The sequence below is a fragment of the Paenibacillus allorhizosphaerae genome, from assembly GCF_042659105.1.
GTDB lineage: Bacteria > Bacillota > Bacilli > Paenibacillales > NBRC-103111 > Paenibacillus_G > Paenibacillus_G allorhizosphaerae.
In genome coordinates this window covers 1,364,962-1,383,622 of sequence record NZ_JBHSRV010000001.1, presented here as the reverse complement: position 1 = coordinate 1,383,622, position 18,661 = coordinate 1,364,962, and the positions used below count along the sequence as shown (strand labels likewise).

Sequence of the window (18,661 nt, the reverse complement as noted above, 5' to 3'; positions counted from 1 at the left end):
CACAATATAGGGATCTTTGAGCCTGGCTCAAAGTCTCTCCGCTTCAAAGTCTCTCATTTATTCGGATTGAAGGGTACCGCATGCAAAGATACTTTATAACGCCGGCGCAATTTGCCGGAGATACCGTTTTGATACAAGGCGATGACGCCCATCATTTAATACGAGTGATGCGGGCAAAGCCCGGCGACGCGTTTATTGTAAGCGACGGCGAAAGCCGGGAAGCGATCGTGAAGGTTCGTTCCGTCGGGAAAGACGAAGTGCTGGCCGATCCGGTCGAGTGGCTGTCGATGGAAAACGAGCCTCTGGTTGACATATGGATCGCGCAGAGCTTGCCGAAAGGCGATAAGATGGAGCTTGTCATTCAAAAAGGAACGGAAATCGGGGCTGCTCTGTTTTTGCCGTTTGTGTCCGAACGCACCGTCGTTCAGCTGGACAGCAAGAAAGAAGGCAAGCGGGTCGACCGCTGGCAAAAGATCGCCAAAGAAGCGGCCGAGCAGGCTCACCGCAATAAAGTGCCCGTCGTAGAATCGCCGCTTACGTGGAAAGAGCTGCTGCAGCGCGTTTCGGAAGCGGACTGCGCCTGGATCTGTTATGAGAAGGAAAGTACCCAGGAGCTTCGCTCGGCCATTCAACAGGCGCTTGCGCCGAAGGAAGGCACAGCGGGCAGACGGAAGCTGATCTTGATTATCGGACCGGAGGGCGGCTTCACGGAGCAGGAAGTGACGGCGGCGGAGGCAGCCGGATGCCGCTCGATTAGCTTGGGCAAACGTATACTACGAACAGAAACGGCTGCAATGGTCGGCCTTACATGCATTTTATATGAAGCCGGAGAGATGGGAGGAGAGACAGCATGGCGACAGTAGCGTTTCATACGCTTGGATGCAAAGTTAATTTTTACGATACGGAAGCGATTTGGCAGTTGTTCAAGCGGGAAGGCTATGAGCAGGTAGATTTCGAGTCGACGGCTGATGTATATGTCATCAACACGTGTACGGTTACAAATACGGGCGACAAGAAGAGCCGGCAAATGATTCGCCGCGCCGTTCGCCGCAACCCGGAGGCCGTTATTGCCGTTACGGGCTGTTATGCGCAAACGTCCCCCGCCGAGATTATGGCGATCCCGGGCGTAGATTTGGTCATCGGTACGCAGGACCGGGATAAAATCATGACTTACGTGAATCAGCTGAATGGGGAACGTCAGCCGATTAATGCGGTGCGCAATATTATGAAAACCCGTTCGTTCGAGGAGCTCGACGTACCGGATTTCGCCGACCGAACGAGGGCGTTTCTGAAAATTCAGGAAGGCTGCAACAATTTTTGCACCTTCTGCATCATCCCTTGGTCGCGCGGGCTAATGCGCAGCCGCGAGCCGGAGAGCGTCGTGCGGCAAGCCCGCATGCTCGTAGAAGCCGGTTATCAGGAGATTGTATTGACCGGTATCCACACCGGCGGTTACGGCGAGGATATGGAAGATTACAGCCTGGCGAAGCTGCTCTGGGACCTGGATCAAGTCGAAGGGCTGAAAAGGATTCGGATCAGTTCGATCGAGGCGAGCCAAATTACCGACGAAGTGCTCGAAGTGCTGCAAAAGTCGGACAAAATGTGCCGTCACCTCCATATTCCGCTTCAAGCCGGCGACGATGAAGTGCTGAAGCGGATGCGCCGTAAATATACGACTGAGGAGTTCGCGGCCAAGATCGAGCATATTCACCGGATTATGCCGGGTGTTGCGATTACGACCGACGTCATTGTCGGCTTCCCGGGCGAGACGGAGGAAATGTTCCGCAACGGGTACCGCTTTATGGAGCGGATGGGCTTCTCCGAAATGCACGTGTTCCCGTATTCCAAGCGGACCGGTACGCCTGCGGCGCGGATGGAAGATCAGGTGGACGAGGAAGTGAAAAACACCCGGGTGCACGAGCTGATCGATTTGTCGGAACGGATGCAGCTGGCGTACGCGCAAAAGTTCGTCGGCACCGTACTGGAAGTCATCCCGGAACGCGATTACAAGGGACAGCCGGGAGCCGGACTTTTGATGGGTTACACGGATAACTATATTCAGCTTGTATTCGAGGGCAAAGAAGAATGGATCGGGCAAGTGTGCCGCGTGAAAGTGACGGAAGCAGGCGTCAACGAATGCCGCGGCGAGCTCGTGGAACAGCCGACAGGTTCCTTGACGGTGCAAGGTTCCAAAGCCCGCCAAAGCTCGGGCGGTAAGGCGTCCGAGACGATCCCGGGTCAAGCGGCGAAAGCGATCGTATAATGTAAAGCTCCTGTTCAAGCACATAAAGGATTTCACCTGACTGCGGCTGGCCGGCCACAAAGGTGAAGTCCTTTCATTTACACTAATGAAAGGGTGATGTCGATGAAGGAGATTTCAGCGGGAGGCGTCGTATTTCGCAAGGTCGGGAATGACTTGCAGGTGCAAATGATTCAGGACCGTTACGGCAAAATTACGCTGCCGAAAGGAAAGATGGAATCGGGCGAAACGGTTGAACAAACCGCCCTCCGGGAAATTCGGGAAGAGACGGGCATCGAAGGTGCCATTTTACAACCGCTGGAGACAATCACGTATCAGTTCAACCTGTCAGGTGTCGGGCTTGTCGATAAAGAAGTGCACTATTATCTGGTTGAAGCAACGGGAGGCACGCTGCAGGCGCAGGTGGAGGAAATACGCGGCGTAGAATGGCTGCATCCGCTCGAGGCATGGCATCAGCAAACGCACTCCGGTTACGGGAATAACGATTCCGTGTTAAAAAAGGCGCTGCAAGCGCTGGGCTACGAGGTGAACTAATGACTAATTTCGATAAGAAACAGATCGCTTCCTATATCGACCACACGCTGCTAAAGGCGGAGGCCGATGAAAGCGCCATTCGCAAGCTGTGCGAGGAGGCGAAACAGTACGGATTTTACAGCGTTTGCGTGAACGGAACCTGGGTGCCGGTATGCCGCGAGCTGCTGCAAGGGACAGGCGTCAAAATCGCAGTCGTGTGCGGTTTTCCTCTAGGAGCGAACGACAGCGCGGTAAAAGCGTACGAAGCTGCAAAAGCAGCCGAGCAGGGTGCGGAAGAGATCGATATGGTGCTGCAGATCGGCCGGCTGAAACAGGGAGATTACGATGCCGTTCGAGAGGACATTCGGGCTGTCGTGAAAGCTGTGGAAGGACAGGCGATCGTGAAAGTAATTTTTGAAACCGGCCAATTAACCGATGAGCAGAAAATCGCCGCCTGTCGTCTGTCGGAAGAAGCGGGAGCGCATTTCGTTAAAACGTCCACAGGTTTCGGACAAGGCGGAGCGACGGTTGAAGATATTCGCTTGATGCGGGCGAACGTGTCCGCGGCGATCGGAGTGAAAGCGTCCGGCGGCGTTCGCGACTTCGAAACGGCGGTGAAGATGATCGAAGCCGGGGCTACAAGGCTCGGAACGAGTTCCGGGGTAGCGATAATAACCGGACTCCAGAGCAGCTCGTCTTACTAATTTCGAAGTTGGAGGCCAAGCATCGATGGCAGCAGTTTATTTGCAGAAGAAACGGAAAAAAAGGCTGGAGGAAGGACATCCGTGGGTGTTCCAGTCGGAGATCGAACGGGCGGAAGGAGAAATCGCCACCGGCCGGATCGTATCCATACATAATCATATCGGGCAATATTTGGCGTCGGGTTACTATAACCCGGCATCGCAAATCGCCGTCCGGGTCGTTTCGTACGAGCCTTTGGAGGCGATGAATTTTGATTTTTTCGCGCAAAAATTCGAACAGTGCAAGGCGCATCGCGAACGGTTCGTACCGGATGCACGCGCTTACCGTTTAGTGTATGGGGAGGCGGATTTTCTTCCCGGGCTCATTGTCGATAAGTTTGAGGACATATTGGTCGTACAAATCTTGACGCTTGGCATGGAGCAGGCAAGAGAGCAGCTGTTGGAAGCGCTTGTCCATGTCATGCAGCCGGCGGGTATTTACGAGCGCAGCGATGTTTCCGTTCGCGAATTGGAAGGATTGGAGCAACGGACGGGCTGTCTTTACGGCGATTGTCCTCGCTACGTTACCATTCGCGAGAACGGCCTGTTGATCGAGGTCGATATCGAGCAAGGCCAGAAGACGGGCTACTTTTTCGACCAACGGGAAAACCGCGCCGCACTGGCGCCGCTCATGCAAGGCTGGGGCCGCCGCAGCGGGATTGAGTTGATAGATCGGGTACAAGACGATGGATCGACCAAACGGATGCCGGTGAACCCGAACGGCAAAGAAGTGACATTTCCTTACTGGGACGGCGCGACGGTGCTGGAATGCTTCTCGCATACGGGAAGCTTTACGCTTCATGCTTGCCGGTACGGGGCGAAAAAAGTAACCTGTCTCGATATTTCGGAGCACGCGGTGGAGACGGCCCGGCGAAATGTCGAGTTGAACGGTTTTTCCGACCGGGTGGAGTTTGTCGTTGCCGATGCGTTCGATTATTTGCGCGAGCAGGTCAAAGGGCTGGATCAGCGGATGGAGCGGGCCCAAGCCGATGTGAGGAAAGTCGATACGTCGCAGCCGCTTGCGGGCAAGGGACGCACTTGGGACGTCGTCATTCTCGATCCGCCGGCTTTTGCGAAGTCGCGTGGAGCGGTGGAAGGCGCGTGCCGCGGTTATAAAGATATTAATCTGCACGGGATGAAGCTTGTCAACGAAGGCGGGTATTTGGTGACGGCCAGCTGTTCGTATCATATGAAGCCGGAGCTGTTTCTCGAAACCGTTCATGCGGCAGCGACGGATGCGGGTAAAATTTTGCGGCTTATCGAATTCCGTGCGGCAGGAAAAGATCATCCGCGAATTCTCGGGGTTGATGAAGGCAACTATTTGAAATTCGCGATCTTTGAAGTTCGCAGCAAGCGGTAGTTTGACGCAGCTTGTACCGTTAGTTCTATCAGTAAGGCAGGTCTATACTCGGTCCGTTCAAGCGGCACACGCAGCTTCATCCCGGGAACGAAGGGAAAAAGCGGCGATGTGCCGTTTTTTTGCATTGCTCGAAAATGACCTTCCTGCATCGGAATTTGGCATACAAGGCATGCGGTTTTCCGGTACGATGAAGCTAGAAATCAGCGATCCGTTGAAGATTGACAGAGTGATCCAAGGAGGGTACATTTCATGAAACACAGTGCATGCAAATTCAGAACCACACGCTGGTTGTGTCTGGCCGTAGCTATGGTCTCCATCACAGGGTGCGCGAAGGATGCAGGGGCGCCGGCCCAGGGGACGGATGCGAAGACGGAAGCGCCAAAAGCCGAGACGTTCACTACGGAGCCGGTAACGGTAACGTTGTTCTCCAATTCGGCAGGGATCAATACGGAGAAAGATTTGGAAGTGTTGGCCGCTCCGGTTCGCAAAAAATATCCGAACATTAAGATCGAGCAGATCAAAGGAGCGAAGATCGACGAGTTGATCACCGCCGGGGAAATTCCCGATCTTATAGCTACGACCCATTCGGGGATGATGAATATGCTGCAGCTTGGACTCGGCAGCGATCTCAATCCGATGGTGAAGGCGAAAAATATGGATCTGAACCGGTTTGAAACCGAAATTGTGAAAGCGATCAAAAATTACGGTAAAAACGGCGAATTGTACGGCATTCCGTATGCTATGAACTACGGGGTGCTCGTCTATAATAAAGACATTTTCAACAAGTTCGGCGTTCCTTATCCGAAAGACGGCATGACGTGGAATGAATTGCTGGAAGTGGCCAGAAAAGTGACCCGTTCGGATAACGGCGTACAGTACATCGGCTGGGACGGCGGAATTGAGGTATATACCCGTTCGCATGCCATCCCGCTGATCGACGAGAAGCAGGAGAAACCGCTCCTTGCCTCCGTACCTCTCCAAAATGTATTCAGCTATCTTCGCAACTTGTACAACATTCCGGGAATCGTCGATGAAAAAGGAAAATATTCGTATGGCGGCGTCAATTATTTTATTAAGGACCAGAAGCTGGCTATGTATCCGTTCTGGATAGCGGGGTTAACGAGCCGGGTACAAGCATTGGCGGATGGGGGCAATAACTTTGATTGGGATTTGGCTGCATTCCCTAGCGCCGAAGATCGGAAGGGTGTCGGCCGGGAAGTGGAATTTCAATCGCTTATGGTGACGCCGATGAGCAAAAACAAGGAAGCAGCCTACCGGGTGATGGAAGTAATAACGAGCACCGAAGTACAGACGGAATTGAACCGGGATTACAGCTTGACGGTCCTCAACAATCTGGAGCTGCGCAAGCAATTTGCGAAAGGGCTCAAAGTGTATGAAGGCAAAAACATGGCGGGAATATTCTCGGTCAAACCGGCTCCGGCAACGCCTATCACGCCGTACGATTCAAAGTTGACTTCCTTTTTGTCCGAGGCTGTCAAACGGATGGTGCAGGAGCATCAGGACGTGAACACGGTACTGAGAGAAGCGAACGAGAAGGCGGAAAAATATATTCAGGACGAGAAGACGCGTTAAGCGATCTTTTGCGGCGAAAGGCGGGAGTAATTTCGGACGTTCCGGGCGTTACTCCCAAATCAACCGTGAGCTTTAATGGCAGCAATTCATTTCATTGTTTTGGCATATGAAGCGCGGTATTCGCTTGGGGTTATGCCGGTCATTTCCTTAAATATGCGCGAGAACGTCCGGTACGATTCGAAGCCGACTTCTACCGCGACGTCATGAATGCCCATATCCGTTGCGATCAATAACCCGGAAGCTCTGCGCAGGCGCAGCGTATGAATATATTGCAGGAAGCCTTGTCCCAAATACTTTTTAAAGGATCGATGAATCCAGGAGGCGCTGACGCCAAACTGTTCGGATAACAACGTGGAGTCAAGATCGTCCATGTAATGATTATGAACGTACTGGATCATTTCCCAGAAGTGATCCTTGGGATGAGGCTGAAGCGATTTTTCGCCGGGAACCGGGAAAGAAGGCCGGGAGCGAATGTACAAGACGATCGCTTCCGTCAATTTTGCACGAATCAGTGCGTTTCTTCCCGGGGAGGAACCGGAATATTCATGGAACAGCTCGAGATAAATGCGTTTCATCTTCTCAAACGCTTCGCCGGACAAATCCGTATAAGCGGGAAACTCTTCTACGGAATTCATGAATAGATTGCTCAGCTCCGGGTCTGATTGCGGTCCGACGGCCAAGCTGATGTCAAACAAGCAATTATACACCTGGAGCGGGGGGCCGGACTCCGTCGTATGAAGCTCATGGATATGGTGCGGTAGCAAAAAGGTGATCGTGCCAGGGCGCAATTCATGGGGCTTTCCGTTAATCAATTCCGTTCCGTTTCCTTCCACGATCAGCGCGAGTTCGGCAAAATCGTGATGATGCAGTCGTTTCCTCTTATATACCGTCACGTGCCGCATGAAAAAAGGAAGCTGTTCTTTGCTCAAATTCGCGATGGAAACGACATCCTGATAGACCGGGAAAATGGACATAAACAACCTCCTTTGCAAGGAATATGGAAAGTTTTGCTTAAATTATACGATATTGCGAGGTTTCGATCTACTCTAGTTTCTTAACTTTGCAATCTCTTCAACTTGTCGAATGGAAAGGATGAGAAATCGTGAAATGGCAGGCAGCAACGAGGAAAAGCTTTCAAAAGCGGGAAGCTGAGGATGCTTATGTCGTTAATGAAAGAGCGGGTGTGTTCGGCGTTTTCGACGGGGTCACGCCGATGGATGATTATAAAGACGACGAAGGACATAACGGCGCGTTCATCGCATCGAACTTGTTCAGGGAACATTTTGCGCGCCTGTCCGGTCCTTGCGACGCGGCGGCCGAACTGGTGGAGGCGAATCGACGGTTAAGAGAGCGGATGCATTCCTCCCAGCTCGATATGACGCAGAGGCATCTGCTCTGGTCGACATGCGCCGTAGTGGCCGTCGTACACAACAACAAGGCGTCCTACGCGCATGTTGGAGATTGCATGATCATCGCGCTCGACAACCGAGGAAATACCACCGTATTAACAAAAGACTATGTAGACGGAGTATTAGCCAGAGCGGAGGCGAAGAGAACATTAGACCGCAAACAGGGCGTATTCGTACCGGAGGAAGCTTATTTCCAGGAGCAGGCCCATCAGCAAGCTTATCAGCGATGGATGGCCAATACGCCGGAAGGGTACGCCGTTGCGAACGGAATGGAAGAGATGGGACAATATATTCAAATCGGTACGGTAGAGACAGCCGAGCTGCAATCATTGCTACTCATATCGGATGGAATGGTGTATCCGGAGGGCCGCCACGAAGAAGTGATCCATAAAGTGCTGGAGATCGGCCTTGAAGCGTACATGCTGGAAATGGAAGATTGGGAGCGAAGCCATCGCGTCCGGCCTGATGATAAAACCGCGATCCTGCTGAGTTTCTAAGGAGCGGCGGAATGCATGCTCCATAAAGCTACTTGATTTTCATACGGGAGAGACCTTGAGAAATGGCAATGGGCCAGCAGTTGGACGGTAAAATCACCGCTGCCTTCGATACCCAAACAAGCTGTATGTTGAAAACGATGAACAGCACACGGGTACGATAAGGTAAGTGAATCTTAGAGCCATCTTAAAAAAAGATGGCTCTTTGTCGTCATATTGCGGATTGACGCTCTCCAGGCGTGAATGTATCATAAGGTTTAATGTTATGACAAAGCTTGCTTTCGGAGGATGAACAGATGAAAGACGATATGACGCTTTACGAGGCGATCCGAACACGGCGAAGTATCGGCCGCGTCAAGAGCGATCCGGTAGAACGCGATAAAATTGAACGGATATTGGAGGCGGGAAATTGGGCGCCCAGCCATATGTGTACGGAACCGTGGCGGTTCTACGTCATGACGGGATCGGGTCGACAAATATTGGCCGACGCTTATGCCGATATCGCTGCTGAGAACGCATCCAACTTAGCGAAGAAGGAAATGGAAGTGCTTAGAAGCAAACAAGGGGCGAAAGCGTTCCGGGCCCCGCTTGTCATTGCCGTTGTGGTATCGCCTTCCGCTGCCCCCGGAGTTATTCGAATCGAAGAATTCGCCGCAGCCCATTCGGCAGTACAAAATATGCTGTTAACGGCGCACGCGCTCGGACTGGGAGCCATATGGCGCAGCGGCGAACCGATGTACCATCCGCGGATGAAACGAGCATTCGAACTGCAAGAGGGTGAAGAGCTTGTCGGCCTTCTCTATATAGGATATCCGGATATGACTCCCCCCGCTGCGAACAGAAGAACGTCGGCAAGTAATAAAACCGTATGGATTACGGAGTAGAAGGTTGCGCAAGCCGGGCTCCGAGCAAAGAGCCTGCATACAGGCTGACAGCCGAAATCAACGTGCCGATTCCGATGTACTTCCAGACATACGGGGTACAGTAGAACGGAAATTCTTCGCACAATACGCCGAAGCCTGCGGCAGGAAAGGCATGTCCGTACCAGGAAGCGGGAAAGCCCGATGCAAGCAAGGTGGCGAGGAAGACGATAATGCCTTTTTCAACGAGAAAAGCTACGACCAGAGCGTGCATGATGTAACGGAACATGTAACGGGCCGGAGCATATAAACCGAGACCGGCAAACGGGATGACGGTAAAGACGGCGCCATAGTAAATGGCGGAAATATTACGCGATTGATCGGCAGGCACTTGGCTGAACAAAGAATAAGTCATCCCGGCGAGCATGTACATCAGACAAAAGCTGGCTCCGTAGACGATAGCAATGAGAAACGTCATGGATATCCAAGGGTATCGCGCGTTCATTGGACCGCTCCCAGCAGCTCCGCCGCCTCCTTCTTATGGATTCTTTTGCTCACTTGCAGCAAAGAGCTGACGGCCGCCTTCTGGACGGAAGCGGATTCGTCGCGCAGCAGGATACGCAGCGCAGGACTGAGCCGCTGTACGTGCAGCGCCGCTTCCGGTGCCGAGAATAACCTGGCCGCATGGCGTCTGATGAAACGGTCTTCGCTCACCGCCCATTTCATGAGTCTTGCTTCCACATCTTCGGTGTAATACCGCAGCAGCCCGCTCCAGGTTCGCGGGGCCAGTTCTTTTCTGACAACCGGATCGTTATCCCGCATGAGCGGCTCCAGCATATCCAGCAGGAGCGGGCCCCAGGCGGGATTTTTCGCGTTCGAAGCAAGCTGGACGGCGGCAATGACCGCTCTTCTGACGAACGGTGATTCATTGCGAGTCCACGTCTCCAGCATGGGGTAAAACAACGCAAAGTGTTTCGCAAGCACGGCTCCGCATGCTTTAGCCGCCCATTCTCGAACCGGCGCATGGCCGCTTGCTGCAAGCCGCTGCAGCAGCGCTGCTGCGCGGTCGGGATCCCCGCCATAATGAACGGATAGTATGAATACGGCCAATTCCTCGCCGAGCTCCTGTTCTGTGGCAGACAGTGCTTCCGCAAGAAGCACCAGCTCCGCGCTGTCGTAATCAAGAGCGGCTTCGATATATTGAACGGCATTGTGCTGCAATGCTTGCCGCGGTGTGCCTGCGAGTCCTGCAAGCTCATTTTGAATCCGCGCCAGCAGCTCCTGAATTGAACCATTCTTCGCAGCGGCGGCAAGCCCCTCCTCCCAATCGGGCTTGCGGGAATTCGTAGTCGGCTGCATCCGGGTCACTTCCTTTGTTTGGAATCTTAGCATTATTGTATAAGAAATTCGCGTAAAGAACAAGTGTTCTTATTCGTTCGGTATGATATAATGATGGAATAAACCAAAACCTACCTTTTCCCTAAACCGAGTCATTTTTGGTAGAATAGTAGAGTCAATGGCAAACGATTCGGAGATTGAGGTGAGACTTTTATGGCATTTCGTTTTGTGCTCGGCCGGGCAGGCAGCGGCAAGACGGAGTTTTGCCTGCGGGATATTAAGCGCAAGCTGATCGAGGCGCCGAACGGACGGCGTTTGATATGGCTGGTGCCGGAGCAGGCGACGTTTCAGGCGGAGTATGCACTCATCTCCGCGCCTGAACTGGGGGGAACGCTTCGCGCGCAGGTGCTCAGCTTCCGCAGGCTTGCATGGCGGGTCATGCAGGAGGTCGGAGGGACGGCAAGGCTGCCGATCGACGAAACCGGCAAGAAGCTGCTGCTTCACCGTATTTTACATAAACATAAAGACCGGCTGCGCCGGTTCCAGGCTTCCACGGATCAGACAGGCTTTCTGGATAATTTAAATCAGCTGTTCAGCGAATTGAAGCGATACTGCATAACGGGCGAAGGGCTTCGGCAGTGGTACGAGACCCGCGCCCGATCCGGCGGCCAGGGCGAAACCGGAGCGGCGCTAGAAGACAAGATTCACGATCTGCAATTCGTCTATTCCGAATTCGAGGCTGAACTTTCACGTCTGTACCTGGACGGAGAGGACTACTTGACTTTGCTCGCACAGCAGCTGCAGCAGTCTACCTATGTACGCGGAGCCGAATGCTGGGTTGACGGCTTCCACGGGTTTACGCCCCAGGAATTCGCGGTACTCGAGCAGCTCGCGCTATACAGCGACAACGTAACGTTAACATTATGCCTGAATAAAGATTACATAACGCAAGAACGTCCGCATGAGCTTGATTTGTTTCATCCTACAGCCCGGACTTTGATTCAACTGCGGGAGCGTTTGCCGCAAGCGGGCGTACATATAAACGAAACGGTTATGTTGAACGGCGATCCGCCGGTTCGGTTCGAGCACAATCCGATGCTGGCGTATTTGGAACGTCATTTTGAAGACCGGATTAAACGGCCGTACAAGCCAGCCGTTCCGACGATCGGGAAGTCTCCGGTGCGTATCTCGGCGGCGGTAAACCGGAGAGCGGAAGTGGAGGGGGCGGCCCGCGACATCGTCTCTCTTGTGCGCGACGAAGGGTTGCGATGGAGGGATATTTCCGTTTCCGTGCGCAACATTGAAGCTTACGGAGATTTGGTGGCCGGGACGTTCAAGGATTACGGCATCCCGCACTTTTTCGATCAGAAACGATCGGTGATGCATCATCCGCTTGTCGAATTGATCCGCTCATCGCTCGAAGCGATCCGAAACGGGTGGAAATACGATGCGGTTTTCCGCTGCGTGAAGACGGATTTCTTTTTGCCGATCGGCTCGGGCGACGCGGACGAACAAGAGGCCGTGCGGATCGACAGGCATTTAATGGATCAATTGGAAAACTACGTGCTCGCTTTCGGCATTCAAGCAAGCAAATGGATCGATTCGCGAGATTGGACTTATTCGTACCGGACGACCCTGGATGAAGCGGGGGATGGGCCGAACGCTGCGGATGAAAAGTTTTTGAATGCGATGAACGCTTGCCGCAGGCGCATTGCTGAACCGCTTGGTCAACTGCAGCAGCGGATGCGGAAGCGGGCGAACGTTCGCGACCGGGTGGAGGCGCTGTATGAGCTGCTTGTCGGTCTGCACGTACCGGAGAGGCTGGAGATGTGGAGCCAGGGCGCGCTTCGCGAGGGCAAGCCGGAAAAGGCAAGAGAGCATTCGCAGGTATGGGACCGTGTGATGGATATGCTCGATCAACTGGTGGAACTGATGGGGGAGGAGCCGACGTCTCTGGAGCTGTTTACGGAGCTGGTCGAGACCGGCATGGAGAGCATCAAGCTCGGATTGGTGCCGCCGACGCTGGATCAGGTGCTGATCGGGAGCATGGACCGTACAAGATCCGGTCAAGTAAAGCATATGTTTGTGCTCGGCGTGAATGAAGGGGTTATGCCGGCCAAAATAACGGAAAGCGGCGTTCTGACCGAAATGGAGCGGGAGCAGCTCGCCAGCGCCGGACTTTCTATGGCGGAAGGCAGCCGCAGACGGCTGCTTGACGAGCCATTCCTGATTTATTGCGCCTTCTGTACGCCATCCGGCGGATTATGGCTCAGCTATCCGCTAGCGGATGAAGAAGGAAAATCGCTGCTCCCGTCCGATGTGCTTCGTCAAATGAAGCGGATGTTCCCGCAAATAAGCGAACGGCTGCTGATGACCGATCCGGCTCCGGGGACGCCGCTGAGCGAACAGATGGAATATGCGGTAAGCCCGGACAAGGCGCTCTCGCATCTGATCGTTCAGCTGAAGCTGTGGATGCAAGGAAAGCCGGTGGGCAGCGTCTGGTGGTCAGTATACAACTGGTTCGCCCGGCAGCCGGAATATGGCGCCAAGCTGTCGCGCCTGCTGCAGTCGCTGCTCTATACGAACCAGGAAGCGTATTTAAGCGCGGAAACAAGCCGATTGCTATACGGAGACCGCATCGAGACCAGCGTATCCAGAATGGAACGCTTCGTGTCTTGTCCATTCTCGCAGTTCGCTTCACACGGATTACGTTTGAAGGAACGCCGCATATTCAGGTTGGATGCGCCCGACGTCGGACAGCTGTTCCATTCGGCGCTGAGCTTGTTTGCGGAACAGACGATGAAAGAAGGCGTGGATTGGGGCGCGCTTACTCCGGGAGAATGCGAACGGCGGGCGGCGATTGTCGTCGACATGCTTGCTCCGAGGCTTCAAGGGGAAATATTGCTAAGCTCAAAACGCTACCTCTACATCGCCAGAAAGCTGAAGCAGGTGATCAGCAGGGCGGCGGTAATGCTGGGAGAGCATGCGAAGCGCGGACAATTTCGTCCCGTCGGGCTCGAAATCGGCTTCGGGAGCGGCGAGTCCATACCGCCGATGCAGTACCCGTTGGCCAACGGAGTCCAAATGGAGCTTCGCGGCAGAATCGACCGGATCGACCGAGCCGACACCGAGCAAGGGACGCTGCTAAGGGTCGTCGATTACAAATCGAGCGGCAAAGCGCTTCAGATGTTCGAAGTGTATTACGGGCTCTCGCTGCAAATGCTGGCTTATCTTGACGTTATATTGACGCATTCCCCGATTTGGCTTGGCAAGGAGGCGAAGCCGGCGGGCGTGCTTTATTTCCACGTACATAATCCGGTGTTGAACGCAAAGAACGGATTAAGCAGCGATGCGGTGCAAGCGGAGCTGCTCAAAAAGTTTAAGACCAAAGGAATGCTCACGGCCGATCCGGAAATAATCCGACTGATGGATAGCGGACTGATCGGCTCAAGCGGATACTCGGACTTGCTTCCCGCTGCGCTCAAAACGGACGGCAGCTTCTACAAAACGTCCTCCGTCGCGACGGAGCAGCAGTGGGATACGGTTCGCCGTTATGTCAAGCGGACGATCAAGAACATCGGCGAGTCGATGACGGACGGATGCATCGACATTACGCCTTACCGGTCAGGGGCAATGACCGCTTGCGGGCAATGTGCTTACAGGTCCGTATGCCACTTTGACCTTCAGTTCGAGGGGAATGCCTACAAGACGCTGGCTCCTATGGGGAAAGAGCTTGTGTGGGAGCTGATGGAACAGTCTAATGTGAGCGAGAGCAGTAAAGGCTTACGCAGCGGGGAACGAACTCTGGGATCAACGAAGGATGCGTCCCGTCCGTTCCGTCCGGCCGCTGCCAAACCGCTGTCCATCGCTGAAATGGAGATTGCGGCATCGCAGCAGGACGAGGAACGGGAAATGATGAAAGAACGCAGTGTGGACGACGGAGGAGAAACGCCATGATCGATAAAATACCGAAACCGGAAGGCAGCACCTGGACCGACGATCAATGGGACGCTATTGCCATACGCGGCCATTCGATGCTGGTGGCGGCTGCAGCCGGCTCGGGAAAAACGGCGGTGCTGGTCGAGCGGATCATACGGCGCATTTCCGATGAACGGGACCCGCTCGACGTAGACCGGCTGCTGGTGGCAACGTTCACGAAGGCGGCCGCAGCGGAAATGCGCCACCGGATCAGCGAAGCGCTGGAAAAGGCGCTCGCGGCAAATCCGGGATCGGATCATTTGCAGCGCCAGTTGGCGCTCATTCAGCGGGCTTCCATTACGACGCTTCACTCGTTTTGCATGGAAGTCATTCAGCGGCATTACCAGCTTATCGGACTCGATCCCGGATTCCGCATCGCAAACGAAACGGAAAGCGCCTTGATGCGCCAGGATTTGCTGGAGGAGCTGCTTGAAGAACGATACGGCGCAGCAGAAGAAGGGGACGCCTTCTGGCGGCTTGCCGATACGTTCAGCGGCGACAAAAATGACGACGCGCTGTTCGGGCTCATTCAACGCTTATATGACGATTCCCGCAGCCATCCATGGCCCGATCATTGGCTGCGCCAAAGCGCAGCCATGTTCGAACGGGAAGTGGCGGGTGACAACCCATGGGTGCCCAGCTTGCTGACTTCCGCGCGGCTGGAGCTGCTCGGCGCGGCTGCGCTGCTTCGCGAAGCGCTCTCGATCACCGGGCAACCGGGAGGGCCTGTTCCGTACGAAGCAACCCTGCGGGATGATTTGGCCTTCGTCGAATCTTTGCTGGAAGTATCGGATTCGCATGGTTGGGAACCGTTATACGATGCATTTCAACGGGCCGCATTCGGAAAGCTGAAACCTTGCAAAGGCGACCAGTACGACAAAGCGCTTCAGGAGCAGACGAAGGAGCTGCGAAACGAGGCGAAGGATCGGGTCGCGGCGCTGCGGGAGGAGCTGTTCGGACGAACTCCGGAGCAATTCAATGCGGAGCTGAAGGCGATGGCACCGCTAATGCAGACGCTCAGCGAGCTGGTGATCGACTTCGGAGAGCGGTACCGACAGGCCAAGATAGCCAAGCGGCTCGTCGATTTCGCCGATCTGGAGCATTATTGCTTGCGAATATTGTGCGCGGAGGAGTCGGGTCCGGGACAGCTCGTCCCGTCGCCTGCCGCCCTGGAATACCAGGAGCAGTACGCCGAAGTGCTGCTGGACGAATATCAGGACACGAACCGGGTGCAGGAAGCGATAGTGGAATTGATCTCCAGACCTGTGCCGGGAAACCGATTTATGGTTGGAGATGTGAAGCAGAGCATTTACCGGTTTCGTCTGGCAGAGCCGGGGTTGTTTCAGGAAAAATATAAAAGCTACCGGGCGAACGGCACCGATCCGGGACAGCGAATCGATTTGGCGCGCAATTTCCGCAGCAGACGCCAGGTCGTCGACGGGACGAACTATATTTTCCGGCAAATCATGCAGGAGACGGTTGGGGAGATCGCTTATGACGACAGGGCGAAGCTTGTTTACGGCGCAGGCTATCCCGAGCCGGAGCAGGATGTCGCCGCAGAACTTGTGCTGATCGACCGCTCGGCCGAAGGTTCGGCGGAAAGCCGGGACACGGAGTTCGAGGATACCGGATCGGCCGGTTTGGAAGATGAGGGAGGAGCTGGCGCAGACGAGACGGCTGCGGATGCGCGCGAACTTCAGACCGTTCAACTGGAAGCCCGCTATATCGCCCAGCAAATCCGTGCTATGACGGGAATGGACGGCGGGCGACCGCTGCAAGTTTTCGATAAATCGGCCGGAGGCATGCGGGATGCCGTATACCGGGATATCGTCATCCTGCTGCGCGCGACACAGCAATGGGCGCCGGTGCTGATCGAGGAATTGCAGCTGCAGGGCATTCCGGCCTATGCGGAGCTGAACAGCGGCTATTTTACGGCGACCGAGGTGCAGGTACTGTTGTCGCTGCTGAAGGTAATCGATAATCCTTATCAGGATATTCCGCTCGTATCCGTACTCCGATCGCCGATCGTCGGTCTACAGGCGGAAGAGCTTGCCCATATACGCATAAACAGCAAGCATGGAGCGTACTACGATGCGGTTCGCGCGTATGCAAGGGATGTGGGCAGCGAGGCGGTACAAGCTCGAGGAATAGAAGATAAAGATGTACCTCTATTCGCAGCAATGGAGGGAAAGAACCCGGAACAAATTGCAATGGAACAAGAAGCGGCTGCGACATTAACAGAGGATACAAGTACGGTTGTGCCATCCAACACGGTTTCGTCTCGAGACGGAATGGAAAAACTCGAAACGGCAGCAGAAGCCCGTAGCCAGGCGGCAGATGGTCTAGTCGGGGAGCAGCTTCCCAAACATCCGGATCTGCAGAAAAAGCTGAATCTTTTTTTGGCGCAGCTGAAGGAGTGGCGGCGCGAGGCGCAGCAAACGTCGTTGGCCGATTTGATCTGGGATATATACCGCGTGACCGGTTATTTTGATTATGTCGGCGGTCTTGCCGGCGGCCAGCAGCGTCAGGCAAACCTGAGGGCGCTTTACGATCGGGCCAAGCAGTACGAAGCCACGTCTTTCCGCGGTCTGTTCCGTTTTCTGCGGTTTGTCGCGCGCATGCAGGAGAGCGGAGGAGACCTTGGAACCGCAAGGGCGCTCGGTGAGCAGGAAGACGTCGTTCGCATCATGACCATCCATAAGAGCAAAGGCCTGGAGTTCCCCGTCGTGTTCGTGGCGGGGATGGCCAAGCAGTTTAACCGGCGGGATCTCGCGGATTCTTTTATGCTGCATAAGGAACTGGGTTTTGGCCCGAAATATATGGAGCTGGAAACCCGTGTAAGCTATCCAACGCTGCCTTGGCTTGCGATCAAACGCAAAATTCAGCTGGAAATGCTCGCCGAAGAAATGCGGGTGCTCTACGTTGCGCTGACGCGCGCAAGGGAGAAGCTGGTGCTGGTCGCTACGGTCAAAGGAGCGGAAAAGCTGGCGGCGTCGTGGTCCAGATTCCTTTCGCACGAGAGCGAGGCCCTTCCCGATGATGCGGTGGCCAACGCGCGCTGCTACCTCGATTGGGTCGGACCGGCCTTGATCCGGCATCCGGACGGTCAACCGCTGCGTGAAGCCGGGGGACTCGAATACCGCAGTCAACCATTCCTTTTTGGCGAAACGTCGGAATGGCGCGTCCGTCTGCTTCAGCCGGACATGTTCGCCGGCATGACGCAAGCTGCGGTATCGTCTGCGCCGGTTGACGGAGACCGGTGGGCATCGCTCTTCCGTTTGGAGCCGGTGGACGGGTCCGTACAGACGGAGCATGAAGTATGGCGGCGCCTATCCTGGAACTATGCGCATCCGGATGCAACGACGGTGCTATCCAAGACGTCGGTGACGGAGCTGAAACGGTTGTCCGAGCATCACCGGTTGATGGAGCTGCTGTCGGATGAGCCGGAACCGCTGCTTTTGCCCGGAATTAGCGGTGCACCTGCGGCGGACTCGACTATGTTTCCTGTAAAGACGGAGCCGCAAAGCGGCGGTTTTCGACCCGTGATCGTGAGGAGACCGCGTTTCCTCGAGCAGCAGAACATGAATGCGGCTGAACGGGGATCGGTATTTCACGCGGTGATGCAGCATATTCCGCTGGAAAGTGAACCGGGGGAGCCGGAAATTCAACGTACGCTTGCTTCTATGGTGGATCGGGAGCTGCTGACGGAAGCCCAGAGGGCGTTAGTCGATCCAAAAGGAATCGCTGCTTTTTTCCAAAGCGCTCTCGGGCAACGCATGCTGCGCACGAAGCGGGTTCATCGCGAAGTGCCGTTCAGCTTCGGATTGCCCGCACGCGACGTTTATGGAGCCGACCAAGGCGGATTATCCGATGAAGTGGTCATGCTGCAAGGGGTTATCGACTGTTTGATCGAAGAGGAAGAAGGGCTTGTGCTGCTTGACTATAAAACCGACAGGCTGAAGGGCGGTTCTCCCGCGAAGGTAGCGGAAGGCTATCGGCTGCAGCTCGATTTATACGGCAAAGCGGTGGAACGGATTTGGAAACGTCCTGTTTTGCACAAATTTATCTTTTTATTTGACGGGGCCCATGTTGTCGAACTGTAAGATGTACGGGACT

At 54.7% G+C, this 18,661-nt stretch carries 13 protein-coding genes; 10 read left to right on the top strand and 3 right to left on the bottom strand.

The window, feature by feature from the left end; all coding sequences use genetic code 11:
- The first annotated feature begins 80 nt into the window (after positions 1–80).
- The 6 genes from ACFQI7_RS06140 to ACFQI7_RS06115 all read left to right on the top strand — a co-directional run bounded on the left by ACFQI7_RS06140 (position 81) and on the right by ACFQI7_RS06115 (position 6,466).
- Positions 81–863 carry a 16S rRNA (uracil(1498)-N(3))-methyltransferase gene (locus ACFQI7_RS06140; RefSeq protein WP_218098395.1) on the top strand — a complete coding sequence of 261 codons (783 nt, stop codon included), beginning with the start codon at positions 81–83 and terminating at the stop codon, positions 861–863.
- Positions 851–2,263: a tRNA (N(6)-L-threonylcarbamoyladenosine(37)-C(2))-methylthiotransferase MtaB gene (mtaB, locus tag ACFQI7_RS06135; RefSeq protein ID WP_218098394.1), complete on the top strand. Its 1,413-nt coding sequence runs from the start codon at positions 851–853 to the stop codon at positions 2,261–2,263. Before ACFQI7_RS06140 ends, mtaB begins: the two co-directional genes overlap by 13 nt.
- Positions 2,264–2,365: 102 nt before the next feature.
- Positions 2,366–2,794: an NUDIX hydrolase gene (locus ACFQI7_RS06130; RefSeq protein ID WP_218098393.1), complete on the top strand. Its 429-nt coding sequence runs from the start codon at positions 2,366–2,368 to the stop codon at positions 2,792–2,794.
- A complete protein-coding gene (deoC, locus tag ACFQI7_RS06125) occupies positions 2,794–3,477 on the top strand; it encodes a deoxyribose-phosphate aldolase (RefSeq protein ID WP_218098392.1) in 684 nt (227 codons plus the stop codon). Before ACFQI7_RS06130 ends, deoC begins: the two co-directional genes overlap by 1 nt.
- 25 nt (positions 3,478–3,502) lie before the next feature.
- Complete coding sequence (locus tag ACFQI7_RS06120) at positions 3,503–4,873, top strand: class I SAM-dependent rRNA methyltransferase (protein ID WP_218098391.1); 1,371 nt, start codon at positions 3,503–3,505, stop codon at positions 4,871–4,873.
- Between the two features lie 249 nt (positions 4,874–5,122).
- Positions 5,123–6,466 (top strand): ABC transporter substrate-binding protein, encoded by a 1,344-nt coding sequence (locus tag ACFQI7_RS06115; RefSeq protein ID WP_218098390.1) that lies wholly within the window; start codon positions 5,123–5,125, stop codon positions 6,464–6,466.
- 86 nt (positions 6,467–6,552) lie between these two features.
- Here ACFQI7_RS06115 and ACFQI7_RS06110 read toward each other — a convergent pair whose 3' ends face one another.
- The gene (locus ACFQI7_RS06110; protein ID WP_218098389.1) at positions 6,553–7,440 is read right to left on the bottom strand and encodes an AraC family transcriptional regulator; all 888 of its coding nucleotides are present in this window, start codon (positions 7,438–7,440) and stop codon (positions 6,553–6,555) included.
- A gap of 128 nt (positions 7,441–7,568) precedes the next feature.
- On the opposite strand from ACFQI7_RS06110, the gene ACFQI7_RS06105 reads away from it, so the two are divergent.
- Both ACFQI7_RS06105 and ACFQI7_RS06100 read left to right on the top strand, forming a co-directional pair.
- Positions 7,569–8,372, top strand: coding sequence for a protein phosphatase 2C domain-containing protein (locus ACFQI7_RS06105; protein ID WP_218098388.1), 804 nt, complete (start codon positions 7,569–7,571; stop codon positions 8,370–8,372).
- Between the two features lie 293 nt (positions 8,373–8,665).
- Entirely contained in the window at positions 8,666–9,253 is a 588-nt protein-coding gene (locus ACFQI7_RS06100; protein WP_218098387.1) for a nitroreductase family protein, read from the top strand.
- Here the strand turns inward: ACFQI7_RS06100 and ACFQI7_RS06095 are convergent.
- On the bottom strand, positions 9,243–9,734 hold the full coding sequence (locus tag ACFQI7_RS06095; protein WP_230414834.1) for a hypothetical protein: 492 nt from the start codon (positions 9,732–9,734) through the stop codon (positions 9,243–9,245). The two genes, ACFQI7_RS06100 and ACFQI7_RS06095, sit on opposite strands and share 11 nt — an antisense overlap.
- Positions 9,731–10,588 (bottom strand): DNA alkylation repair protein, encoded by an 858-nt coding sequence (locus tag ACFQI7_RS06090; RefSeq protein WP_218098386.1) that lies wholly within the window; start codon positions 10,586–10,588, stop codon positions 9,731–9,733. Before ACFQI7_RS06090 ends, ACFQI7_RS06095 begins: the two co-directional genes overlap by 4 nt.
- A gap of 192 nt (positions 10,589–10,780) precedes the next feature.
- On the opposite strand from ACFQI7_RS06090, the gene addB reads away from it, so the two are divergent.
- Both addB and addA read left to right on the top strand, forming a co-directional pair.
- Positions 10,781–14,524 carry a helicase-exonuclease AddAB subunit AddB gene (addB, locus tag ACFQI7_RS06085; protein ID WP_218098385.1) on the top strand — a complete coding sequence of 1,248 codons (3,744 nt, stop codon included), beginning with the start codon at positions 10,781–10,783 and terminating at the stop codon, positions 14,522–14,524.
- Complete coding sequence (gene addA, locus ACFQI7_RS06080; RefSeq protein ID WP_218098384.1) at positions 14,521–18,648, top strand: helicase-exonuclease AddAB subunit AddA; 4,128 nt, start codon at positions 14,521–14,523, stop codon at positions 18,646–18,648. The genes addB and addA overlap by 4 nt, the downstream gene beginning before the upstream one ends.
- Positions 18,649–18,661: the final 13 nt, after the last annotated feature.